The following is a 23,688-nucleotide window of genomic DNA, read 5'->3' as shown; positions in this document are numbered from 1 at the left end:
AAAGTGCCAAGGAAAAATGGCACGCCCAACGGGACTCGAACCCGTGTTTCCGCCGTGAAAGGGCGGCGTCCTAGACCGCTAGACGATGGGCGCGCGGTCGACGCGGCTGCGTCGTGGGAGGCTTATAGGCGGGAATGGACTTGCCCGCAAGAGCCTTTGCGACAATTTTTTGCAAGCCCGGTTTTCCGGGCCTGCGCTTGTTGAAAACTTGCCTGTCCTACCACTCGCCGACATTCGGCATGGAAGCCCAAGGTTCTTTGATTTCAAGAGCTTCACCCTTTTGCAGAAACTCAAAGGAAATGTTGTCCGGCGAACGAACAAATGCCATTCTGCCATCGCGAGGCGGGCGATTGATCGTCACGCCTTTCTTCTGAAGGTTCTCGCATAACTCGTAGATGTCATCGACTTCATAGGCCAGATGACCGAAGTTACGGCCACCGGAATATTCCTCCGGATCCCAGTTGTAGGTGAGCTCGAGCAGGGGAGCCATGTTTTCCTTGCCAGCTTCCAGATCGTGGGCGCCGGCCAGGAATATCAGCGTGAACCGGCCTTTCTCGCTCTCGTGACGGCGGATTTCCGTCATGCCCATCTTGTTGCAATAGAAATCCAGAGAGTCTTCAATGCTGGTTACGCGAACCATCGTGTGCAAATAACGCATTTCTTGTCCTTTTCCTCGATCGAGGGATATTCCGGAAGGCGCCCGATCGGACCATGACTATTATCACCTGCTTGTCCGAAGCACGAGACTTTGTCCAACAATTCAACAAAGAGTCGGAGCTACGGATCGTAGCGCTGACCGGGGCGGGAATTTCGACTGATTCCGGGATACCGGATTTCCGGTCTCCGGGAGGGATATGGACGAAACGGCAACCGATTCAATACCAGGACTTCGTATCCGTGGAAGAAAGTCGTCTTGAGGACTGGGACAGACGGTTTGAGATGCTGGAGTTCTTCGCAAAGGCAAAGCCAAATGCCGCTCATCTGGCGCTGACGTCGTTAGCACGTTCCGGACAATTGGACATGCTTGTGACCCAGAATGTCGACGGCCTGCATCAGCTTGCCGGCTTTCCCGAAGATCGCTTGATCGAAATCCACGGCAACTCGACATTTGCAAGTTGCCTGTCCTGCGGTGAGCGAGCCGAACTTGAGGATCAGCGTGCGTATGTCGAAGCCGGTCGCAGTCCTGTTTGTCTCAATTGCGGAGGATTGTTGAAGGCGGCAGTGGTCAGTTTTGGACAGCAAATGAATGAAGCGGACCTGATCAGGGCAGCCGAGTCTGCTCGGGACTGCGGTCTCTTTCTCGTTCTCGGGTCGTCGCTTGTGGTTCACCCGGCTGCTCAGTTGCCGGCCATCGCTGTGCAAGGTGGAGCCGAGTTGGTGATTCTGAACGGCGAAGAAACACCGCTGGATTCGATTGCATCCACAGTTATCAGAACGCCATTGGCGCAAACTTTTTCAGGATTTCTGCAAGATATCGCACAAAATCCCTAAATGGTCTGTGGTTAGTTAAAGAATTTCGCTTCTCGCTTTAGTGCGCAATGTTATCCTTTTGTTAGGAATCGGTTGAAAGGTGAGTCGCAAACTTCCTTCAGCCGGGTGATGCGGACCAGAGACGGGACAAAAAGGCTATGGGGGTTAAGACCGCACGGGAGCCCCGCGCGCTCGACACATTGACTGACGACGTTGCCGTTGATGTTTTCGAGGTTGCCGGAACGATAAAGTGGTTCGATGTCGGCAAGGGCTACGGCTTCATAGTGCCGGACAACGGCGAAGACGACATCCTGCTTCATGTGACCTGCCTCAGGCGGGACGGCTACCAGACAGCTTATGAAGGCGCGCGCGTCGTATGCGAGGTGCTGGACCGGCCACGTGGCTTGCAGGCGTTCCGTATTCTTTCGATGGACGAGTCCACCGCGACCCATCCTTCCCAGTTACCACCCTCCAGAACACATGTTCAGGTCGTGCCGGAAAGCGGATTTGAAAAAGCCACAGTCAAGTGGTTCAACCGCGTGAAAGGCTTTGGTTTTCTGACACAGGGCGAGGGAACGGAAGATATCTTTATTCACATGGAAACGCTGCGCCGGTTCGGTATAACCGAACTGCGTCCGGGCCAGGATGTGATGGTTCGCTTCGGTCAGGGACCCAAGGGGCGGATGGCAGCGGAGATCCGGCCGGTCGGGTCGGGAACGCACATTCCCGCATCTCACTGATCGCAAATCATATCTTTTTGATGAAGTTGGAAATGGCCGGACTTGCTCCGGCCATTTTGTTTGTTATGGAATTGACCAACGAAATTTGCCGGGGACACAGAATAGCTGGTGTATCCAGATGTTTCTGCAAAACTTGATGTTTTACCCTTGAGGCCAAAAGTTTGCATTTAGGTTTGTCACAATGATTTCACGCTTGGTTCCCGGTACATTTTTTGGTGTCACGCTTGCGTTTTCCCTATTGATGACAGCTGTTTTTGCGTTCGCAGCCAACGGTCAGGAGCCGCTTCCTCAAGAAACCCTTCTGATCAGGAGCGGTGAAGCCGAGCATCGTTTTTTGGTTGAAGTTGCGGCGACCGACATCGAACGGGCCCGCGGTCTCATGTTCCGGGAAGAAATGGCGGCTGATCACGGCATGCTTTTCATCTTTGAAGGTGAGGGAGAGCGTTTCTTCTGGATGAAGAACACACCGCTTCCGCTGGATATCATCTATATCGACAATGCAGGGCATATCGTCAGCATTGCGGCAGACACGACCCCGTTTTCCGAAACAGTCATACCGTCCGGAAAACCGGCCCGATTTGTTCTTGAGGTGAACGCCGGGATCGCGGAAAAACTTGAAATCAAGGTCGGTGACCAGATTTCGAGCCCATCCATGCATGCTGAATAGGCAAGCCGGATTGATTGCAGTTGACGATCGCAGTCCTTTTTGCCCGATGAAGCCGGTTTCCACAAAAAGCGAAAGAAACACATTTCGATCGCTCTTGACGCACGTCTCGAACGCGGATAAACCGCAACCCATCAACGGCTCGGGGTATAGCGCAGCCTGGTAGCGCATCTGGTTTGGGACCAGAGGGTCGCAAGTTCGAATCTTGCTGCCCCGACCACTTTCTCTCTTCATAGCTTCTAAGATTGGCACTGCAGTCAGCATCCGTTGCAGGTTGATTTTTGCGTCGGGAAGTCTGCGCACCAGCCTTAATTCCGATCCGCATTGCACGCTCGCTGGCAAAACCTGGCGACGAATTGGGAGAAGTAGTGCCTGTTTTCTTTCCGGTTTTAAGATACGTCGCTATCGCATGAAGGTCAGGCAAACTCGGATGTCTGGCCCTGTTCAACATTTTTTGTCGTGAATTCCGAGAAACTTGTTTTCTGGTGAACCCAAGCGATGACACCATAGAATAACAGGAACCGTATTTCTTCAGGAGGCCGCGATGGATGAAAGATGTCTGATTATTACCGGAGCATCTTCTGGTATCGGGGCAGCCTTGGCAAAACGATTTGCAGGCGAAGTGGCAGGTCTAGTGATTCATGCCAGGCAGTCGAAGGCGCAACTGGAGGGAGTTGCAGAATTCATAGAGCGTAATGGCACCAAGACCGAGCTGGTTTTGGGAGATCTTGCGATTGAGGGAACTGCGAGCGAACTGGTGAAGGCAGCCGAAAAGCGTTTTGGCAGGCTGGACGGTATTGCTGCCAATGCCGGGTTCCCGGTCTTGAAATCATTGTCTGAAGGGTCCCCAGAGGACATTGAATATGCATTCAAAGGCAACCTTTTCAGTTTCTTTGAGCTGGCAAAATCCGCCGTGCCACTTTTGAAGAAGGTGCCGGATCCCCGGATAGTAGCGGTTGGCAGTTTTACCTCACACGTTTTCAGAACTGACATCAGGCAATTTCCGATCTCGGCTGCGTCCAAGGGCGGGCTGGAAACGGCCGTGCGCAGCCTTGCTGCCTCTCTGAGCAGTGATGGCATCACGGTCAACTGTGTCGTTCCCGGTTTTGTCCGCAAGGATGAAGGAACACGCGACGGCGTTCCGCAAAAGGAACTCGTTGAGATGATGCGCCAGATACCGCTTGGGCGTGTTGGTGAACCCAGCGAGGTTGCGGCTGCAATTCGGTTCCTCATGTCAGCGGAAGCCGCTTACATCACTGGGCAGTGCCTGCATGTGAATGGCGGGCTGATCTGAAACGCTTGAACCAGAACTGTCAAATCAGGATCTGATGTCTGGTCTTGCGCTCGATATTCGAACGTGGAGGCTAATTTCTGTGTGAATTGACGGTCATCAGTGGGGCGACTGAGGACAGGAATTACAGCGCTGTGTGCACAGATCGGCAAATTCTGAAATTTTCCGGCCGACCGTAGTGCCGAATGGTTCTTTAGGGCTTCAACAATCTGCGCACTTTCCCTTAAGGTAAAGGCAGGTCAGGGGCGAGTAGTGGATTGGAACCCGGGATGCAGCCAAGACAACCGATCAGTGAACTGGCGACGCACCAGGTCACGAACATGCCGCCTTACATCGGAGATCAAGATCTCTGGCTGGACGACAGTGCGCTGCGCGATTGGGTGTGCCTGTTCGGTGGTGCCTGGGCCAGGGAACAGCTGGCACGCGCCGGGGCCGATGCCGGGGCTGCTCTGACATTCGAGAAAGCCGATGCGGCAAATCGGTACCCGCCAGAACTAAAAGCCTTTGACCGATACGGGATGCGTATCAACCAGGTGGAATTTCATCCGGCCTATCATGACCTGATGAAGCTCGCCATCCGCTATGAAGTTCCGAACTTTGCCTGGAACCATAAAGGCCCCGGTGCGCAGGTGGCGCATATGGCACTGACCTACATGTTCTCGCAGCCCGAGGGCGGTGTCATGTGCCCAATGGCTATGACTTATGCGATCGTTCCGGTGCTTGAGGCCAACAAGGGACCAGGGAATGCCTGGGTAACAAAGCTTCTTTCCACCAACTACGACAATCGAGATATCCCGGTAGATGAAAAAGCCGGTGCAACAGTCGGCATGTTCATGACTGAAAAACAGGGAGGATCAGACGTACGGTCCAATTCCACACGGGCCCAACCGCTGGGAAAAGAGAGCGGGCCAAACTCGGCCTACCTTCTGAGCGGTCACAAATTCTTCTGTTCCGCTCCGATGTCCGATGCATTCCTGACACTCGCTTACACCGATATCGGCCTTTCGTGCTTTCTTGTGCCACGCTGGAAACCTGACGGTGAGCGCAACAACCTGGCAATACAACGGTTGAAGGACAAGCTCGGCAACCGGTCAAACGCTTCATCGGAAATGGAGTTTCAGGACACCTGGAGCATCATGATTGGTGAGGAAGGGCGGGGCATTCCGACAATCATCGAAATGGTGAAAGGAACACGGATCTACTGTGCCGCGAGTTCAGCGGCAATGATGCGGCAGGGACTTGTGCAGGCACTTCATCACACAGGTCACCGCTCAGCGTTTCAGAAGCGCCTGATACAACAACCGTTGATGCGAAATGTTCTCGCCGACCTGGCAATTGAAGCCGAAGCAGCCGTTGCTCTGGTAATGCGCGTTGCGCATGCGCTGGACCAATCGGAAGAGAATGAAGATGAAGCAGTCTTTGCGCGCATTGGAACCGCGATTGCGAAATACTGGATCTGCAAACGAGCGCCGGCTCACCTGTTCGAGGCAATGGAATGTCACGGCGGTGCCGGTTACATCGAAGAATCGATATTGCCGAGGCTTTATCGCGAAGCGCCGGTCAACAGCATCTGGGAGGGATCGGGAAACGTGATTTGCCTGGATGTCTTACGCGCGATGCACCGTGAACCGACAGCGATTCCAGTTATTTTGAGGGAGCTGGAAGCTGCAAAGGGCAAAAACTTTCTGTTTGATCAGGCGGTAGGAGACCTGAAAGATGAATTGTCAAACACGGACGATCTGGAACTTCGCGCAAGAAGTCTGACCGAACGTCTGGCTGTTCTCCTGCAGGCATGCCTGTTGCTGAAACACGGTGCTGCGGCAACGGCTGAAGCTTTCTGCTGCACACGGCTCGGGTCCAGATGGACGGGCAGCTACGGTGTTCTGCCGGCGACAGCTGATATCGACGCAATTCTCGAAAGGGCAATTCCGACAGCCTCATAACCTGAACGCTGTATCGCGGGTTGAACCGACGCTGGTTTGCCAGTCCTGGTGTGATACGATCAAAGCTCGGGAGATTGAAATCACGAGTTGATCGTTTCTGTTCGTCTCGTGATCCTGTGAAATGTGCCGTGACCGCAGGTTAGGGGGAGAACATGGACACTTGGGTAGCTCAGGCTGTCAGCAAAATCAGCGCAGATTCCCATCGTTCGGCGGACACGCATCTTTTCAAACTGACGGTCCCGCGACTTGATGGTGTCGACATTTACCTGAAGGACGAAAGTACGCATCCAACTGGAAGCCTGAAACATCGCCTGGCACGCTCGCTTTTTCTTTATGCGCTTTGCAACGGCAAGATCAAAGAAGGCACGACAATCGTTGAAGCGTCCTCCGGCAGCACTGCGGTCTCCGAAGCTTACTTCGCCAGAATGATTGGTGTTCCCTTCATAGCCGTCATTCCAAAAAGCACAGCGCAAAGCAAGATCGAGCAAATCGAGCTTTATGGCGGACAGACCCATTTCGTCGACAGTGCGCCGCAGATGCACACAGCCTCGGTTGAGCTGGCAAACTCCATCGGCGGATACTTCATGGACCAGTTCACCTATGCTGAAAGAGCAACGGACTGGCGCGGCAACAACAACATTGCCGAGAGCATCTTCAGGCAGATGGAATACGAGCCTCACCCGATCCCGAAAATGCTTGTGATGAGTGCCGGAACGGGTGGAACATCCGCGACGCTCGGAAGGTACATCCGGTACAAGGGACACAACACGTCCTTGACGGTCGTTGACCCGGAGAACTCCGTTTTCTACGACAGTTTTGTTTCCGGAGACACTTCGCTGACGTCGGATAAGTCCAGCCGGATTGAAGGAATCGGCAGGCCCGAGGTGGAGCACTCTTTCCAGCCGGACGTCATCGATCAAATGATCAAGGTTCCTGACGCGGCAAGTATCGCGACGATACTGTGGTTGGAAGGACTGATTGGACGAAAGGCGGGCGCTTCTACAGGTACCAATCTCTGGGGCACTTTGAGCATCGCCAGAAGTATGATGGAAAACGGAGAGCGGGGTTCAATCGTCACCTTGATGTGTGACAGCGGACAGAGGTACCTGGATACCTATTACCGGCCTGACTGGGTGAGCGAACATATCGGCGACATCAGCGCGTATGAGGCCGAGCTGATCGAATGGCTTTAGTGATTGTTCGTATGTGTTTACGCGTTCAAAGACGGTAGGTCAGCTCCGCTATCTGAGATTTTTCGGTAAGGGGTAGGTTTTACAAAAAGTCCTGCGGACTGGTTCGGCCTGTCTAGCAAAGCCGGCGATCTTGCCTGTCCAGTTCAGCTAGTGGTGGCTCCCTGGAGGTCTGTCAAACCCGGCTTTTCTGGCAACCAAAGCCTTTGAAACTGGTTCAATAATCAAAAGAAGGTCGAGCGCGATGACTGCATGCGAAAAGGTCATGGGAATATCGCCAATGGCGTTGCAAAGAAGTTCTGCGTTTCCGAATCCGGCTTATCTGTCGATTGCCTTCAGCAGCAGGGACATGACATTCAGGAATTCATCCTGCTTTTCGGGCGACAGGCTTTCCACATCGGATGTTCCATAGTCCAGGTTTAGAATCATGTCCCAGATCTGGGTCAGGTTTGCTGCGTCAATCGCCGATTTGAGACTGGATGGATCCGGGGAAGACGGTTGCACATGTTCCGGTAGATATTCACCCATACCCTTGTGAATGTTGTGGTACATGCGTTGTGCCTTGTTGTTCTATCAAGAGATAGCGGGGCTTAACCCGGCATCCCTGTGCAACTGACTTTTCCAATTTCCGCACATCCAAGAGCGGTTACCGATCAGCTGTGGTTGTCCAAATCACTTTCGTCCCGAATTAGTAGCATAGGACACGGAGATCTGTCAGGTCACCAATTTGTAATGCAAGACTTGTTGGAAAACACTGTTAATGCCGCCTGAGCGCGGACTTTAAAGGCTTTGGGAATTGTGTAACGGTAGAAACATATTCAAGAACGGTGTTGACTTCGCAGGAAAAGACGGGAAAAAGCTCCTTTGATCGCGAAGCGAAACTTTGCAGTTTGATTTAGAGGCACTTTCATATGGTTGCGCGCATTTACCGTCCGGCAAAGACCGCCATGCAATCGGGAAAAGCCAAGACCCAGCGTTGGGTTCTGGACTATGAGCCGGAAGTCGCGAAATCTGTTGAGCCGCTGATGGGTTACACCTCGTCTTCCGACATGAAGCAGCAGGTTCGTCTGTACTTCGAAACGCAGGAAGAAGCCGTTGCCTACGCAAGGCGTCATGGCATCGCGCACAGGGTTGAAAAAGCGCACGAAAGAAAGGTGCGTGGTTCAGCCTATGCGGATAACTTCAGGTTCAACCGCGTCGCTCCTTGGACCCACTGACCTGTAAGATTAGCTACTCGCGAACAGAGCGTGTGAATTTAGCTGGATTGCTTGTTGAAACCCGGAATTGCGGATCGACACAGTGGGTGATTTCAGCGCATTTATGACGAGCGGGCATAATGAACGGCCCGCTACCAAACAAACGGCCCCGTAGCTCAGCTGGATAGAGCACTCGCCTTCTAAGCGAATGGTCGCAGGTTCGAATCCTGCCGGGGTCGCCAACTTCCATTTTTGTTGAAAAAACATTTCAAAACAATAAGTTATAGAGGTTTGGGTGCTGGGGAAATTTTGGGGTGCGGGGAAATTGGCGTAAAAAAGCTTAACTAATTCAATTATTTGATTAACCCAGAGTGGATTCGAACTCAACTACAACCGGGCTTGTTGGCTCATTCGTCACCGGTTAAAGTTCCGTAGTTTGCCGGTAAAGTACCGTAGTTTGGATGATCCAAATGCAATTGATCCTTGGACCACGACTGTACTTTCTACTTCAGATCGAGAGATAATCTTACGGCTGGAGGGCAATGGTGTGACTTCGTTTGAGATTTTTGATCCGATTTCTGGGCAGCGCCGAGTCGGCTACCAGCGGGATGACGGCTCCATCGTTTCACATAAGATTGAGAAGAATGATATGTTGGCAACGAATTGCAAGGCTCTGAACCAGACCGCTTTTTGAAGTTTGGATTATTGCGCTTGAAGCTCCCCCTAGGATCACAAGGGTATTGAATCTCTCAAAACAAAACTGTGACTCAAAGGAGCTGAGACGGTGATTGAATTGGAGAGTGTCAACGTCGTCTACGACCTAAGAGGCACGCAATTTACTCGCCTGCTACTGTTGGCCAACAGAAAGTTCTAGATTGGTTACAAGACGTGGAAACATGTGCACTTGGAGCCTGATAGATACTCATTCGTGTTTTTGGGTGAGAATGCGTTGAAAAATTTAGTGGAATTTATGATCGATGCCGAGTTGACGTTAAGTATTGCACCTCATCATGCGGAGAAAGTTCGCCTAAGGCCGATTGTCGAACTTGTCCAGGCAACCTTGGCTCCAGAGGGGCAATCTGCGGTCGCAAGAAAAACATTTGAAATTACTTCATCCGTTCATTTTTTATCCGCATTGTTTGAAGTTGTTAGCGAATTTGAGAACGAACCTGCTTCAAGTCGTAAGGCGATTACCGCATGCTTGTTCGCCTATCATCTCAGAGAATGGATTTGGAAAGAGCACAGGTCCTTAATCGAGAAAGCTCTTGGGTTAAAAGACCAAGAGGCCTTCTACAAATACGTGAATAACTGCTTCCCAGATTTTCCGCTCATTCGCGAAGTTTGTCTTGGCACAAAACACTTTGAAACCAACCATAATCAGGTTTTGAATACTGGTCTTTCAGGGGGAGATTTCTCACCCGACGATTTTAGTTCTGCGGACTTTTATGTCGGTGACCTTATAGTCGAAACAGGCATAGGAAACAAAAATGCGCTGGAGATGTTGAAAAGCGTACTCCGGTTCTATGAAAAACTATTCTCAGTTTTGGGTATTTGACTCATAAGGAGCCGCTGTTTTGGAAAATAGCAAAAAAGATAACCCGTCATACGGCGAGGTCTGGGATCTCTATCTGACCAATAGATATGAGCAGATCAGACAAAAAAGAAATCGGTTGCCCGAGAACCGGAACTCGAAGATCAACTTCCCAGGTGATGAGTGGGGAGGCGTTTCTAAAGTTAATACCATTCTTGATGAAACTTTTCCTGACCTGTCGCAAGTAGATGAATTAAATTTTGTTGAAATCGGTTCAGGTGGAGGTCGATATACAGTTCAAATCATTGATCGTTACCCGAAGGCCACAGTGCATGCATTCGATGTTTCATCAAGATATTTGGACGTCCTGGGGCGACGCCTGATTGAAAATTCTATGGACGATCGCGTGCGACTAACGCAACTGAACGAGAATCCGGATTTCATTATTGATTGTTTGGATAATCTGGGACTGAAGCGCCAAATTGATGTTTTCTACTCATTTGATGCAATGGTGCATGTCGACCTTCAGACACTTACTACATATTTTATGACCGCTGCTTTGACCTTGTCCAAAGGTGGCGCAATCGTGATGAACGTTGCAGATGCAACAAGTGACAAGGGCCTTGAAAAACTATTTGTTTCTTCTCGTCGAGTATTTGCCGAGCAGGGACGGTGTTCTGCCAAATTTCTTTGGTACTCACCTGACATTGTTTCTTCAATTCTGGAACATCTGGGTTTTTGTGTAGTGTTCTTAAACGAGGGCAGCAGAGATTGTTACTTCAAAGCGACACTGGTCGATCCCCAAAAAGCTGAAGTCATCGCTGGTAGAGCAGGGTTTAAAACTTGATTTTGAAGGAGGGAGTTCACAGGACCGTTTGGATATAGAGATTCTGAAGGATTGGAGGCAGTCGTCGATTTTCTATATTTTGCGTGACTCTTAGGGGGCGGCTAAACCTCGCTGCGTTTCTTTAAACCCGGAAACTCTCGGCGTTCACTGCGATAAGGTATTGTGGCCGGGTTTCGACGTTGGTTCCGTTGCAGCGCTTGCACCTGAACGGACGTCTCTTCGGCAAATCCATCACGAATTCGTCGTCGCTAAGTTGTTCAAATCCGATTTCGGTCATGTTGCAGCAACGCAGACAATGGGCCTCAATGCACACGCAATTGGCTTTTGCAAAGGCGATCGTTGTTGGGTTGATGGGGCGTTTCATCAGGTGCTGGCCAGTGAAAAACTTAACGTATGTTCTAAGTTTGTTCACATAAGATCAGAACGCGAACGCGGCAAGCAGGTTCTTGATGTTGAAGGCGCAAATAGGGTGCGGGGAACACAGGAATTTGTTTTGATGTTTCAATGCCCCTAAAGCGGCTTTGTTGCCGGGTGGGGGGAAAGTCAACAAAAACGAGGCGCTAATTTACCCTGCCGGGGTCGCCAATTCCAAAAAAACTGATTGCTGCGCTCTCCGTCACCTATTGGCTGGTATTTTGGAGCAGGGACCTAGACTGCGTGGTCCTCGTGCTTCGGGCTATGATCCCTCATGAACGACGTCTGCGCCTACGAAAGAATTGGCGGCGGCGGATTGCTCCACCACCACCATCGTGTCTCGCAGTTTTGCCCTGCTTCATTTCAGAAGCAGAAATCTTCTGTGCAAAAAGGTGTTTTTGTCAGACAGTCTCAGCCTTGGCGGCTTCGGCAACCGGCTGACCGACCATGAGCGGTGTGATTTTCGTTCTCAGAATCATGTCGAGATCTTCTGAGCCGTCTTCCAGAGACTGCAGTGCCATGTCGAGGCAGTACGAGCAGAACGTGCGACCGTCCTTGTCGGCTTCCTTCTTTGTGTAGCGGATCATGCGCTTGATCGCTTCGACCGCAGGCTCTTGCTCGACTACCTTGCGATCAGGTTTGCTAACTGTCTTAGACATATTACTACCCACCAGTATTCTAATTGCCGTTTGCAGCTGCGCTGCCGTAACCATCCACAACAAGCATGCTGTTGCAGCGTGAAATGAGCGTGATAAGGTGTTGTTGTGTTACAGGTTGTATGGCATTCGCGGTTGCGAAAACCCACGCCTGAATATGTGTGTTTCGATTACGGGGAATTGATGGCAAACGCTTCCTGCTTTGCGTGTTTGGGGAGGCCCTTGCTCTTGAGTAAATCTCAAGAACCTGTGGCGGTAAAGACCCGAAAGGCGTTGGCCATCATGGGGTATTTGAGCCGCATGGGGGGCATGAATGCTCCAAGGGAAACGCTGGCTGACCTGCTGTGGAGCAGCAAGGACAGAACAAAGGCCATGCAGTCCCTGCGTCAGGCATTGCGTCAGTTGAAGACGGCCGAGCAAGAGGCCGGTTTCGACGTTGTTTTGTCGTCCAGTGGACATGTGCAACTCGACCAGAATGTTTTTGCCTCGGATTACATGCAAATCATGGCCTTGCTTGAAAAAGGGCGGGCGGATGATTTCCGGGAGGCGGAAGAACTCTGGCGGGGAGACTTTCTGACCGGATACGAAGATGTTGATTCGGAGTTTTCGGACTGGCTCAGGGTAGAACGCGAGCGCGTCCGCTCGGAAGTAACTGGCGCGGCGCTGCGTCATCTGAATCAGGTTTCGATTGAAGACGGAGGAGTTCGGGCGGAAGCTGGCGGCCGGTTCCTGCTCAAAGTGGACCCTGCGCTTGAAGCAGCCCACCGGGTCTTGATTCGGCTCTACTTGAATTTGGGGCAAAAGGAACGCGCGGAGCAGCAGCTCAAGGCGTGCGAGCGCGAGATGCGTCTGCTTCTGGACGCCGTGCCGGACCAGGAAACCAGAAACCTTCTCAGACAGGATGAGCCGGCTTCACAACCCGAAAACGTCTTTCGAAGCCCGGGAGAATCGAGCGTATCGTCTAATCTTCTTCCCAACAGCGAAGATGTCGTTCTGCTCCCTGAAATCTCGATCATCTCATCGTCCCTATTGAAAAAGGGCCTCAACGATGCAGTTCACCTTCGGGAAGAAATCGTTTCTGGTCTGTCATCCTTTCGATCCTTCGATCTGTACGAATCCGAGTATTTTGGTGACGCTGACATGCCAAAGCCAATGCGCGTCGAGGGGCATGAGCTGGGAAGTTATCTGCTGCGGTTTCGTCATGACGAGCGATCCGGCAAGATCGTTGTTCAGTTTGAAGATCGGGCGATAGGGCAGATTGTCTTCAACGAAATTGTCGATCTGAGGCTCTGGGACGGCCTTACGCCCGCAGCAAGTCAGATCGTAAGTCGCGTTTATGGCCACGTGATTGGCAAGTTGAGGAACCCTGCGAACAATAATATTTTTGCGCGCTGGTGCCAGGCCGACGCACTTATGTGGGATTTCACGCCACAGTCTGATGATAAGGCCCTGCGTCTTCTGGACGAGATCGAGCGGACAAATCGCTCATTCTCTAAGATCTATTCCGCTCGAGCCTCCATCATTATGAAGAGGGAACTGCATTTTCCTCTTCATGAGACGAATTCGGCGGACGGCATGAGCAACCTTTTGAGTCTTGCTGAAAAGTCCATCATGCTTGACCCTTGGCAGGCAATGAACCAACGCATCTATGGCTGGGCATTGATTCTTTCGAACTTGCCGGAAGACGCGCGCCGCGCTTTTCAGAACGCAGGTAGGCTAAGTTCCTCGGACCCGGCAAATCTCATGTCGGTGGCTGAAGGGCTCGCGTTTTCGGGAGACGTTTCCGAAGCGCTCGCGACTGCAGAAAGAGCTTTTTCTCTCTTTGCTTTCGTGCCACGTGTTTTTTACGAGTATCTCGCAAACATCTACTTCGCTGCCGAGGATTACGAAGCCGCGATCTCACAGATCGAACGGGGAGCCGGAGTGGGTGTCAGCGGCTTGACTACTCGCGTGGCGGCCTTGCTTTGTGCTGGACGCGAAACAGAGGCGTTGCAAACGCTTCAACGGTTCAGCGAGCAAATGCCAAACGGCCTGAGCGATGCTCCCGAAGTGGGGGACAATCCTGAAAAATGGCGAAAAAAGATAAACTTCTTTCAAGATGAGAAAGTTCGGCAACAGTTCGACAAGGGGGCCGCGATGGTTCAACGTTTCCTCTTTGAAGGATTGGGCTCAATTTAATCCAAAAGACTGCGATAGTTCGCGTAGATATGCCCTGTCGCCGGACCTAAGCTTTCTTGTGTTCAGGCGATACGGCAGAGCCTTCGCATTCGGGTGCTGTTTTTGATCGATAACATTGAATGTCATCAGTTTTGTGGTTTGAGCGGGAAGACCGATCTGTTCCAGGCACGAGGCAGGGTCGTTCTGCAACGAGGCCATGATCTTTTCATCGAGGGATGCTTTGGCCAGGAGGCGGCCAAGTTCCCTTATGTTGCTCTTGTGAAAGGGAAATCTTGCCATTGTTCAGGTTTCCTGGAAATTCGCCCGAATTCGTGGCCGTTGCTTGGGTGAATTCGGGCGCATAGACTATCGGTTGCGTTCGATTATTCCGGCAGGTCTTCGTAGTAGCAATTGCCAAGCGCAGCACGGCCTAGCTCTTCGAAATAGGCATCATCACTTGCTGCTACACGATCAGCGTCGACATTGGCCGGAACGATCAGATGCACAAGATCTGCCGTGTCCGCGAAAATCGTCACCTCGGAATTGACGCCGATGCCGCTCAGAACTTCGGTTGGATTTTCGATCAATTGGGAGCGAGATTTGGTGTCCTGGATGATCGCACCAAGTTTTGCGCCGATTTCCAATTCAGTTTTTGAAGTTGTGCTGGCGTGCATAATGAGCCTCCAGAAGTTAAAGTTGCGAGAAAATTTAGCTGGTGGTGGGATGGTCACGCGGCTAAACTGAAATAAGTCAAACTTTAGTAAAAGTATTTCTATAAATGAGAATTACTATTGTTTGACTGCTTTCGAAGAAGAGCATAGGTCGATCAATCGACTATTCTCAATAGTAGTTGTGAAAATCTACGTTGGTTGCAATTGTTGGGTGTGTCTAAGTATTTTGAGGATACTTGGGTGGGGATTCATGAGTGGTGACAATGAATTGGGTCCGGTGACGGCCGGAAATGAGCGGGCTGTGCTGCCCGAACAGATTGTTTGTGACTTGCAGCGCGTCGGGCTTTTGAACCGCGCCGAAAACGGGGGCGAATCCGGTTTGAGAATGGTCGAAGCCGACCTTTCTCTATTCTTGCCGCTATTTCATTCGTTCGACATCAGGCTCGTGCCAATGACACGTGATGCCTGTCCCTTGTATTTTTGTACCGGCATTTTGACGTTTGAAACCTCTCTCGTGCGGCATGAGAAGGGTGAGCAGGCGTCTGTCCCGGGCGGTGGGCAGGCAACGACAGCAGCGCGTGCAGCTCTTGGTTGTCTGGGGGAACTTGCAGAACGTATAAGTCTTTGGACACTAGCCGAGCAGGATACGCGTGTGTTCTTGAAACAGGATATACTACCGGAGGTAGAGTTGGGGCGTGTGCTTGGTCTTAGTTCCACGCAGGAGCTGTCCGTGGCAAAGCGACTCGATTTAACCCCCGAACCTTCGATGGAAGATCGCCCCAATTGGAACGTTGTTACAAATAGACGTTTGAAAGTGCGGTCTTTGACGGACGACAAATTTTTTCAACTGCCGAGTATCGGAGTCCTGTTTCACGAGTTGGAGCGAGAGGCGGGGTATAGTCTGTCGTTCGCGTCCAGTACGGGCTGCGCGGTTTGGAAGGAACTGGCCGGGGCGAGAGAGAGGGCATTGCAGGAGCTCGCAGAGCGAGACGCAGTGGCGCAATGCTGGTACAACCGCCTGGGGATAACTGAAGTTGAAAAGGGTTTCGTTCGGGAAATTTTGCCCGAAAATCTGATGAGGTTTCTCGACGATCGGAAGCGGCGATGGGGGATCTATTCCGTGGATACGGATCTGGACGTTCATGTTGTGATGGCTGTTTCCTTCGAAGACGGAGGACGCAGGGCTGCGTTCGGGTCTTCAGCAGGCTGGAACATCGTCTCTGCATGCGACAGTGCACTTCAGGAGTTACTACAGGCAGAGAACTCCCTGGAACTGATGGAAAGGGCGCACCCGACTGACAAGTCAGGCAATCCTGTTGCCGGGATGGAGCCCAGACAACTTGCCTATTCCCGTCACAGGTCGATTCTCGAGGACCTTCCGCTTCAGTCCGCGCCTTTGGTAAATGAAGCGGAGTTGAAGAAGGAGTTCGATTTCACGGGGCTCTTGACGAGCTGCATTGATCGGCAGATTGAAATCTTGGAATTCAACGCAACGCGGCCGGACCTCGGAATTCCCTGCATTAAGTTGCTTTCTCCGGATCTGTGCAGTTGGGAGCCACGCTTCGGAAAGAAAAGACTTTACCAGGGCGTGGTAGAGCGTGGGCTTCGCGATAGACCGGCTACGGAGGCTGAATTCAAGGCGCGTCCGTTTCCTTTTTAGGTTTTGATATCAATTGAGAATTTGACAGGCCGGGTATGTCACGATAGAAAAATATGACTCTTGCATTCAGGTTTATTGAGTGTCGGGTGTCCGGATGATGACTGGGTCATCCGATCTCTGGAAGAAACTTGGGGCGGGGCAAGACCCCGCCCATTTTTCATCTTTCGTGGATCACTGAATGACCGGGCGTCCGTCTGCATGCGGGCGCGAAAGAGTCATGACCCAGAAATTGCGCCATTTGCCGGTGTTTCGATTTGTCCGAGCGATGCCGACACGGGTCACATACGGATTGAGAAGGTTCTTATTGTGGCCTGAAGAGCCTTGCCATCCACGAAATGCCGCAGGCAGATCGGCATATCCGGCGCCGAGGTTTTCAGCTCCGGCATAATTTGTGTAACCGGCCTTGTCCAGGCGTTGAGAAAGACCGAACGCACTGTGTGCCCAGGTATCCATGCTGTCGCGCTCGGCGATGTGCCTCGCCATCTTTTGAGAAACTGCATCAAGCTCCGGATCGTGTTTTAGCGCCGGCAGGCCGTTTTGCTTGCGGTATGCGTTGATCATTGACAGCATCTGGTTCTTGTCGACGTTCTGATCGGTCAGGACAGTGGCCTCTTCAAGGTCGCTGCCGCCCGGCAACGCTCCACAAGCCGTCAAAACCCAGGCAATCAAGGCGAATACCAAAGCCATTCGCAGCTTTCCCGGATTGGCGACACATTTCATCAGGCTTCATCTCCTGGCCAGACAACGCCTTCATCGGCGAAAAAATGGTGCGGCCCGGGAAAATTCTCAACATAGGCCATGTGTGTAACCACTCCTGTCTTTTCCGAATGGTAGTGGAGGAAGTACGCGGCGGGTTCGAAGTTGAACATGGCCGGACCGTTTTCAGTAAGGTCCAGGACCACCTGATGCCCGGTGCTTGGAGCCAAAGTCATGACCTTGCCGGCAAAACTTGCAATGATCGGCCGGTGCAGATGGCCGCAGATCAGACGTTCAACATGCTCATATGGCGCAACAACCTCCGCCAACGCGTCAGCGTCGAGAAGCCCCATATTGTCCATGTGGACGATTCCTGACAGGGCAGGCGGGTGATGAAGCGCAATCAGGGTGGGGCGGGTGTTTTTGTCCAGCGCGTCCTGCAGCCATTGCAGTTGTTGGTCTCCAACTTCACCTTGAGGGCGTCCCGGGAGGTGGGTATCGAGCGCAAGCAGCTGCACTCCTCCGATATCGGCTGCGTAATGGATCTTTCCGTTTGTAGTCTCCCTTATGCCCGGAAAATCGTACATTTCACGACGCATGCCTTCGCTGCTGTCATGATTTCCCGGCACCAGAAAAACAGGCATGTCCATCTGAGAAAGGAGTTCTCTTGCAACCGCATATTCGCGTGGGTCGCTGCGGTCCGTAAGGTCGCCGGTTATGACGATTGCGTCGGGCTTCGGTTTCTGGGAGCTTACCGCGCGCACGGCGCGTTCCGCGAACATGTTTGTATCGGAAACCCGATAACATGCGAGACCTCTTGGTCTCAGGTGCAAATCTGTGATTTGAGCAATTAAGGTCATTGGATTTCCTGAATGGAACGTCAGTTTCAACGCGGGTTTCAGAAGACAGGACGATAACCGAGCGCCAGAAGAGGGCAAGCACTTGTTTCCCTTTTTGAAAAGCTCATGTAGAGAAACCATCCAGGTTTACAGGATCGCCAGGGGCAACCCTGCAGCAGGCACCGGATACGAGAGTTGATGTCAGAGAGAAGCAACGATCAGACTGTTCACGCCTCGCCAGAGGCAGCGCAATCGGCAGAGACTTCCGCCGAAACAAAAGCTGGTCAGGTTGGTGATAATCTCAATGAGACGCCGGAAAAAGCCGCCACGAAATCTGCAATGCGCAGGCCGATCTGGCTGAAGGTTTTCGGACACGACTTGACTGCACCCCTGTTGCTTCTGCTGCTTTCTCTGGTGCTGTTCGTACCCGGACAATGGACTGTTCCGCCACTAGACAGGGACGAGCCCAGGTTCACACAGGCCACCAAGCAGATGCTTGAAACGGATGACTATATCGATATCCGTTTTCAGGACCAGGCGCGGCATAAAAAACCGGTCGGGATCTACTGGTTACAGGCAGCAGCCGCGAAGCTGACGGGCGACGGTGCCGATGCGCCACTTTGGGTCTACCGGCTGCCGTCTGTCATCGGTTCCATTGTTGGCGTCCTGGCGACTTTCTGGATGGCAAGGGCCTTTATGGGCCCTGCTGGAGCGCTGCTGGTAAGTGGATTTGTTGCATTGGCAATTATCGTTGGGGTTGAAGCCCGATTGGCCAAAACGGATGCGGTACTCTTTGCAACAATCGTTATCGCGCAGGGGGCACTGGCGCGCATCTGGCTCAAGAACCAGGGCGAACGAATGTGGGGCATGGGGCTGCTCTTCTGGACGGCCTTGGCAGGCAGTGTCCTTATAAAGGGACCCGTCGGTCCAATGGTCGTTGGATTGACCGTTGTAGGTCTGATGCTATTGAGAAAAAGGGTTGCGTGGTTCAAGGCTGCATCCCCAATTCTCGGATTTGTCTGGTTCTTGCTGTTGGTGTCACCCTGGTTTGTTGCGATCTGGATCGCAACCGATGGAACCTTTTTCACCGAGGCGATTGGCAGGGACCTTCTCGGTAAGGTCGGGCAGGGCCAAGAAGGACATGGCGCCCCGCCTTTGACCCATCTTGGGGCGATGTTCGGAGTGTTCTGGCCTTTGCCTGCTTTCTTCTTGATTGCGCTGCCCTTGATCTGGCGCGAACGGAAAAGTCCACTCGTCGTATTCGCGATTGCCTGGTTCGTTCCCAGTTGGATCGTGTTCGAACTGGTAACGACGAAGCTGCCGCACTACACAATGCCACTGCTGCCGGCACTTGCGCTTCCGGTCGCCGCCGCGCTGATGGAAGGGGCCGGGACAAGTACCAGGAACTGGGTTCGCTGGGTCGCCGCCATATTACTTGCCGTACCGGCAATCGGCGTTGCAGCTGCCGCCTTTGCGGGACCTTTTGTCCTTGGTGTTTGGCCATCCCCACCCGGAGCTGTCCTGGTTGCTCTCGGCGCCGTTTTTGCCGTTGCTGCCGCAGCCAGGCTTTTGCGCGGCCCGGCGCTTTATGCCTTGCCGGCAGCCACCATGACTGCGATCTGCGTAGCGATAGGATTCTGGGGCTTTGTCGGACCGGCGCTCTCGCCGATCTGGATCAGTCCGAGGCTTGTTGAGGCACTGGACGAAATTCCCGGTTGCGACGATCGTTCGACACGCAAGGTGGTCACTTCGGGATTTCATGAACCCAGTTTCATTTTCCTGGAAGGTACGCAAACACGGATCATCTCGCCGAAGGGAGCTGCTGAGTTTTTGGCGCAGGATGACAGCTCCGATCCCGGAGTTTGCCGGGTTGCAGCGATAGAAAGCCGGGAAGAACAGCCATTTTTGGCCGCAGCAAAAGAGATTGGTCTTGTGCCAGAGGCTCGAAAGAGGGTAGACGGCCTCAATATCAATGGCGGTGACGATGTCGACATCGCGCTTTATCAGAACGCCAAATCAGTCACAGGTTCAGAAAACAGCAATGACGAACAGCAATAAAAAGGTCTGGCGGGTCCTTGCGCGAATGCGCGGGAATGTTCGGCGGGCCGCGATGCTGTATGCCGGTCGAAAGGAGAGGACCACACACAACGTGGATCCACTTCCTCCAGGGCAACGGCCGCAAGACATTCTTGCTATATTGCTGTTGACCGTGGGCATCGCCGTTGTCGCATTCGATGTGCCCACCTATCCCTGGCTGAGGTCTCTTCCTGGCGAATACCGCTCCGCCTTCAGGGCATTCACGGATTTTGGCAAGGCGGACTGGATACTGCTTTCGACAGGTGTCACCTGTCTTGCTTTACTTGCGCTTGATGCAGGTCGATATGCTTTCCGGCTGCGAATGGCGATCGGTGCTGTCTTTACCTACGCGGCCTTTATTTTCTATTCGGTTGCAGCAACAGGACTTTTGGCCATCGCGTTCAAATGGACGCTTGGTCGGGCAAGGCCTAAGCTTTATGAAGAAGTCGGTCCGGTGCGGTTCGACTTTTTCGCTTTCGATGGCACCTATACGAGTTTTCCGTCCGGTCATTCCACCACGGTGGCTGCTTTGGCGACGGCGCTCGCATTCATTTTTCCAACATACCGATGGCTGATCATCGTTGCGGCGTTCTGGTTGGCTTTCAGTCGGGTGATGGTCGGCGCTCACTATCCGAGCGATGTTATTGCCGGAACTTTACTTGGAATGGCTTTCACATTTTTTACGGTCAGATCCATGGCACACCGGCGCATTGGCTTTCATATTTCTTCTTCCGGAAAAATCGAACCGAATATGAACGTGCGATCGGCAAAAGCGTGCGTGCGTGCGGTTTGGCAGGTTCTGCGCGGGCAACGTGGTGCTGACCTTGTGCGTCAGGAGAGCCGGGCGACGGAAGAAACGGAACGGACGGGTTCATGACACAAAGTTATCTGGAAGGCTTGGTGGCCAGCAAAGGAACACTGGCTGTAACCGTTGTGGTTCCGGCAAAGGACGAGGCGCAAAATCTTCCGATTTTGCTGGACGAGATTGAGGCCGCCCTGGAAGGACGCAGTTTCGAAGTCATCGTGATCGACGATGGATCTTCGGACGGTACCGACATCGTGCTCCAGGACTATGCGGCGACACACGACTGGCTGCGACCCGTGCGTCACGAAAAATCCTGTGGTCAGAGCTGTGCGGTTCGTACCGGCGTACAGCATGCCCGGGGAGATGTCGTGGCAACCATCGATGGGGATGGTGAAAACAACCCGGCTTACATCCCCAAGCTCCTTGACGCGCTCGAAACTGCCGGACCGTCGGCGGCACTTGCCGCCGGTCAGAGGCTCGGCCGGAAAGCCAGTGTTGCGAAACGTTATGCCTCGAAATTTGCCAACAAACTTCGAGGTGCGATCCTGAAGGACAACACCAGAGACAGCGGTTGCGGGCTCAAGGCCTTGCGGCGCGAGGTGTTTCTCCAATTGCCGTACTTCGACAGCTGGCACCGTTTTCTACCTGCGTTGGTGATCCGCGAAGGATATGGCGTTGTCCACATCGACGTTCAGGATCGCCAGCGGCGTCACGGCACGTCAAAATACGGTATCTTCGACCGGGCACTGGTCGGCGTTCTCGATCTCTTCGGGGTTTGGTGGCTGCGCCGGCGCCGCAAGAAAATTCCGACAGTAAGGCCGCTGACCTGAAAATTGCCTGAGTTGAATAAGGGGCGCCGAGCCCGCAGTAAGCAATTGGACACGCGCGATGCAAGCTCTCTATAATTGGCTATATACCGTCTTCATTGAACAATTCGATTTCTGGATCATTCTGGGTTTCTTCGCCCAGGGCATGTTCATGATGCGGTTCGTGATTCAGTGGATTGCTTCCGAACGGGTCGGTCGTTCCATCGTGCCGGTCGCCTTCTGGTTTTTTTCCATCGCCGGCGGCTCGCTGTTGCTGATTTATGCCATTCAGCGGCAGGATCCCGTATTTATTGCGGGGCAGGGGCTGGGGTTGCTGATCTATTTCCGGAACCTGTGGCTGATTCATAAGGAAAAACGGCAAGATCCGACAATTTGAGGCTGTTTGAAACGTTGGCTGATGGTCCAGCGATTTCTCCGTGAAACAGATAGGACAAACACTTGTTTTTACGAGGGGGCGAGAGCTGAAGGTACGGGCCACAAGAGTATTCAAGCCCTGCTACAGCTCCGTCGGTGTGAATGGTTTGCAGCCGGACTAACCGGCTGCATCTTTTCTTCTAACCAAATGTTTTCTTGAGCGCCTGGTCCAGATCCTTGATCAGGTCTTCCGGGTCTTCAAGGCCGATGTGTAGCCGGACCGTCTGGAGATTTTCGTCAACCGGCAATGCGCTACGCATACCCTTGAGCTTTACAGGAATTGCAAGGCTTTCGAAGCCGCCCCAAGAATATCCAAGTCCAAACAGGTTTAGTGCATCGAGAAATGCAAAGGACTGTTGTTTGGTCGTCCCGTCGACAAAATCAAAACCGAACAGACCGCAACTTCCCGAGAAGTCCCGTTTCCAGATCTGATAACCCGGATCGGTTTCAAGCGCCGGATACCGAAGGTTTCCGATCTGTGGCTGATCCTTCAACCAGTCAAGCACAGCAAAAGTGTTCCGCTGATGTCTTTCAAGGCGGACGGAAAGAGTGCGTAGTCCTCTCAGGCCCAGATACACATCGTCAGGTGCAACGTGACTGCCCATGGCGCCACAAATCGCATCAAGCTTCTCCCAGGCATTTTCGCTCGCCGCTATCGTGCCAAGCATCGCATCAGAGTGACCGACGAGGTATTTGGTGCCGGCCTGAATGGACAGGTCGACACCCATGGCGATCGGTTGACAGTAAAGTGGGCTTGCCCAGGTGTTGTCCATCAGCACCGTTGCGCCGATCTCGTGTGCAGCCGTTGCGATTGCCGGAACATCCTGCATTTCAAAAGTCAGCGACCCGGGAGCTTCGGTGAACACGGCAGTCGTTTCCGGCCTGAACAGTTTTTTGATTTCGGCGCCCAGGCTCGGATCGTAATACTCAACCGAAACACCGTAATTCGGCAGCACAGTGTCGGCAAAGTATCTGGTCGGCCCATACGCTGTATCCACGATCAGAATGTGATCGCCGGACTTGACGCAGGACAAAATCGCCAGTGCGATCGCATTCAGACCGGAATTGGCAAGTTTCGCGCCGGCGGCTCCCTCCATCTCACAGATTGCCGCTTCCAGGGAATCGGTCGTGGGATTGCCGCGCCGGGCATATGAATACGTCTGGCCTCCTTTTACCATCGTTTCGATATCGGGATAGAGAACCGTCGAGGCGTGAACAACAGGCGGGTTGACGAAACCATGAAAAGCACGCGAATCCCGCCCCGCGTGGGCAAGTTTTGTATCTGGCTTAAGCGGCAGATTTTTATCTGAACTGGACATTGAAGCTCATTGCTGTGGGTATGAGGAACGTTCCGGGGCAGTGGACCCGAAATTTGGCACACTTTAGCTGATCGCTATTTGCCTGCAACAAGGATCTGAACGGGTCTGTTCAGGTTCAATTTCTCGAGAAAAATTAGTTTATCGTTAACGCTGTTTCTTGCGGGACTAAATGGATTGAAGCCTTTTAAGGCATTGAATGATTTCGATTTGGGCATGTTTGCGGATTGCACCTCAAAATTGGTAGTAACCGGCCGCGAACTAGAGAATTTTGACAAGATAACG

23 protein-coding genes and 3 tRNA genes are annotated in these 23,688 nt (G+C 52.6%); 17 read left to right on the top strand and 9 right to left on the bottom strand.

From position 1 onward, the window contains the following. Window positions 1-17: 17 nt before the first annotated feature. Together ABLQ08_RS16490 and ABLQ08_RS16485 are read right to left on the bottom strand one after the other, a co-directional pair. Window positions 18-93, bottom strand: a tRNA-Glu gene (locus tag ABLQ08_RS16490). A 124-nt stretch (window positions 94-217) separates the two neighbouring features. Continuing rightward, window positions 218-658: a VOC family protein gene (locus ABLQ08_RS16485; protein ID WP_352944203.1), complete on the bottom strand. Its 441-nt coding sequence runs from the start codon at window positions 656-658 to the stop codon at window positions 218-220. Window positions 659-729: 71 nt separating this feature from the next. Between ABLQ08_RS16485 and ABLQ08_RS16480 the strand changes: the two genes are divergently transcribed. The 7 genes from ABLQ08_RS16480 to ABLQ08_RS16450 all read left to right on the top strand — a co-directional run bounded on the left by ABLQ08_RS16480 (window position 730) and on the right by ABLQ08_RS16450 (window position 7,301). After that, window positions 730-1,491, top strand: a complete 762-nt coding sequence (locus ABLQ08_RS16480; RefSeq protein ID WP_417714928.1) for an SIR2 family NAD-dependent protein deacylase — start codon at window positions 730-732, stop codon at window positions 1,489-1,491. 137 nt (window positions 1,492-1,628) lie between these two features. Then, on the top strand, window positions 1,629-2,210 hold the full coding sequence (locus ABLQ08_RS16475; protein WP_352944199.1) for a cold-shock protein: 582 nt from the start codon (window positions 1,629-1,631) through the stop codon (window positions 2,208-2,210). A gap of 181 nt (window positions 2,211-2,391) precedes the next feature. Next, window positions 2,392-2,877, top strand: coding sequence for a DUF192 domain-containing protein (locus tag ABLQ08_RS16470; protein ID WP_352944197.1), 486 nt, complete (start codon window positions 2,392-2,394; stop codon window positions 2,875-2,877). Window positions 2,878-3,017: 140 nt separating this feature from the next. Further along, window positions 3,018-3,094, top strand: a tRNA-Pro gene (locus ABLQ08_RS16465). A 324-nt stretch (window positions 3,095-3,418) separates the two neighbouring features. Next, window positions 3,419-4,168 (top strand): SDR family NAD(P)-dependent oxidoreductase, encoded by a 750-nt coding sequence (locus ABLQ08_RS16460; protein WP_352944195.1) that lies wholly within the window; start codon window positions 3,419-3,421, stop codon window positions 4,166-4,168. Window positions 4,169-4,434: 266 nt separating this feature from the next. Then, window positions 4,435-6,108, top strand: coding sequence for an acyl-CoA dehydrogenase family protein (locus ABLQ08_RS16455; protein WP_352944193.1), 1,674 nt, complete (start codon window positions 4,435-4,437; stop codon window positions 6,106-6,108). A 152-nt stretch (window positions 6,109-6,260) separates the two neighbouring features. Further along, window positions 6,261-7,301, top strand: coding sequence for a PLP-dependent cysteine synthase family protein (locus ABLQ08_RS16450; protein WP_352944191.1), 1,041 nt, complete (start codon window positions 6,261-6,263; stop codon window positions 7,299-7,301). 315 nt (window positions 7,302-7,616) lie between these two features. Here the strand turns inward: ABLQ08_RS16450 and ABLQ08_RS16445 are convergent, their stop codons facing one another. After that, window positions 7,617-7,850: a hypothetical protein gene (locus ABLQ08_RS16445; protein WP_352944189.1), complete on the bottom strand. Its 234-nt coding sequence runs from the start codon at window positions 7,848-7,850 to the stop codon at window positions 7,617-7,619. Window positions 7,851-8,209: 359 nt separating this feature from the next. On the opposite strand from ABLQ08_RS16445, the gene ABLQ08_RS16440 reads away from it, so the two are divergent. From ABLQ08_RS16440 to ABLQ08_RS16425, 4 genes are all read left to right on the top strand, one after another. Beyond that, the gene (locus tag ABLQ08_RS16440; protein ID WP_352944187.1) at window positions 8,210-8,515 is read left to right on the top strand and encodes an ETC complex I subunit; all 306 of its coding nucleotides are present in this window, start codon (window positions 8,210-8,212) and stop codon (window positions 8,513-8,515) included. A gap of 144 nt (window positions 8,516-8,659) precedes the next feature. Continuing rightward, window positions 8,660-8,736, top strand: a tRNA-Arg gene (locus ABLQ08_RS16435). Between the two features lie 686 nt (window positions 8,737-9,422). Further along, window positions 9,423-10,049 carry a hypothetical protein gene (locus tag ABLQ08_RS16430; RefSeq protein WP_352944185.1) on the top strand — a complete coding sequence of 209 codons (627 nt, stop codon included), beginning with the start codon at window positions 9,423-9,425 and terminating at the stop codon, window positions 10,047-10,049. Window positions 10,050-10,068: 19 nt separating this feature from the next. Next, a complete protein-coding gene (locus ABLQ08_RS16425; RefSeq protein WP_352944183.1) occupies window positions 10,069-10,872 on the top strand; it encodes a class I SAM-dependent methyltransferase in 804 nt (267 codons plus the stop codon). A gap of 815 nt (window positions 10,873-11,687) precedes the next feature. On the opposite strand, the gene ABLQ08_RS16420 is transcribed toward ABLQ08_RS16425, so the two are convergent. Then, a complete protein-coding gene (locus ABLQ08_RS16420) occupies window positions 11,688-11,945 on the bottom strand; it encodes a hypothetical protein (protein ID WP_352944181.1) in 258 nt (85 codons plus the stop codon). A 225-nt stretch (window positions 11,946-12,170) separates the two neighbouring features. Here ABLQ08_RS16420 and ABLQ08_RS16415 point away from each other — a divergent pair, with 225 nt between their 5' ends. Further along, complete coding sequence (locus ABLQ08_RS16415) at window positions 12,171-14,120, top strand: BTAD domain-containing putative transcriptional regulator (protein WP_352944179.1); 1,950 nt, start codon at window positions 12,171-12,173, stop codon at window positions 14,118-14,120. Here the strand turns inward: ABLQ08_RS16415 and ABLQ08_RS16410 are convergent. Then, window positions 14,112-14,399 (bottom strand): hypothetical protein, encoded by a 288-nt coding sequence (locus ABLQ08_RS16410; RefSeq protein ID WP_352944178.1) that lies wholly within the window; start codon window positions 14,397-14,399, stop codon window positions 14,112-14,114. The genes ABLQ08_RS16415 and ABLQ08_RS16410 overlap by 9 nt on opposite strands. 83 nt (window positions 14,400-14,482) lie before the next feature. Beyond that, a complete protein-coding gene (locus ABLQ08_RS16405) occupies window positions 14,483-14,773 on the bottom strand; it encodes a hypothetical protein (protein WP_352944176.1) in 291 nt (96 codons plus the stop codon). 247 nt (window positions 14,774-15,020) lie between these two features. Here ABLQ08_RS16405 and ABLQ08_RS16400 point away from each other — a divergent pair, with 247 nt between their 5' ends. Continuing rightward, window positions 15,021-16,430, top strand: a complete 1,410-nt coding sequence (locus tag ABLQ08_RS16400; RefSeq protein WP_352944174.1) for a YcaO-like family protein — start codon at window positions 15,021-15,023, stop codon at window positions 16,428-16,430. Between the two features lie 171 nt (window positions 16,431-16,601). Here ABLQ08_RS16400 and ABLQ08_RS16395 read toward each other — a convergent pair whose 3' ends face one another. Both ABLQ08_RS16395 and ABLQ08_RS16390 read right to left on the bottom strand, forming a co-directional pair. Next, window positions 16,602-17,117: a CAP domain-containing protein gene (locus tag ABLQ08_RS16395; protein ID WP_352944172.1), complete on the bottom strand. Its 516-nt coding sequence runs from the start codon at window positions 17,115-17,117 to the stop codon at window positions 16,602-16,604. A gap of 32 nt (window positions 17,118-17,149) precedes the next feature. Further along, entirely contained in the window at window positions 17,150-17,986 is an 837-nt protein-coding gene (locus ABLQ08_RS16390; RefSeq protein WP_352944171.1) for a phosphodiesterase, read from the bottom strand. A 177-nt stretch (window positions 17,987-18,163) separates the two neighbouring features. Here ABLQ08_RS16390 and ABLQ08_RS16385 point away from each other — a divergent pair, with 177 nt between their 5' ends. From ABLQ08_RS16385 to ABLQ08_RS16370, 4 genes are read left to right on the top strand one after another with little or no spacing between them, the layout of a single operon-like run. Further along, window positions 18,164-20,023, top strand: a complete 1,860-nt coding sequence (locus ABLQ08_RS16385; RefSeq protein ID WP_352944169.1) for an ArnT family glycosyltransferase — start codon at window positions 18,164-18,166, stop codon at window positions 20,021-20,023. Beyond that, complete coding sequence (locus ABLQ08_RS16380; protein ID WP_352944167.1) at window positions 20,007-20,918, top strand: phosphatase PAP2 family protein; 912 nt, start codon at window positions 20,007-20,009, stop codon at window positions 20,916-20,918. Before ABLQ08_RS16385 ends, ABLQ08_RS16380 begins: the two co-directional genes overlap by 17 nt. After that, window positions 20,915-21,676 (top strand): glycosyltransferase family 2 protein, encoded by a 762-nt coding sequence (locus ABLQ08_RS16375; protein WP_352944165.1) that lies wholly within the window; start codon window positions 20,915-20,917, stop codon window positions 21,674-21,676. Before ABLQ08_RS16380 ends, ABLQ08_RS16375 begins: the two co-directional genes overlap by 4 nt. A 58-nt stretch (window positions 21,677-21,734) precedes the next feature. Continuing rightward, window positions 21,735-22,049, top strand: a complete 315-nt coding sequence (locus ABLQ08_RS16370; protein WP_352944163.1) for a lipid-A-disaccharide synthase N-terminal domain-containing protein — start codon at window positions 21,735-21,737, stop codon at window positions 22,047-22,049. 178 nt (window positions 22,050-22,227) lie between these two features. On the opposite strand, the gene metC is transcribed toward ABLQ08_RS16370, so the two are convergent. Further along, the gene (gene metC / locus ABLQ08_RS16365; protein WP_352944161.1) at window positions 22,228-23,406 is read right to left on the bottom strand and encodes a cystathionine beta-lyase; all 1,179 of its coding nucleotides are present in this window, start codon (window positions 23,404-23,406) and stop codon (window positions 22,228-22,230) included. Between the last annotated feature and the right edge of the window lie 282 nt (window positions 23,407-23,688).

The sequence above is a fragment of the Roseibium sp. SCP14 genome, from assembly GCF_040329475.1.
Classification (GTDB): Bacteria; Pseudomonadota; Alphaproteobacteria; order Rhizobiales; family Stappiaceae; genus Roseibium.
Note: the sequence above shows the minus strand (reverse complement) of the source record. Positions and strands in the feature narration are given on the sequence as shown.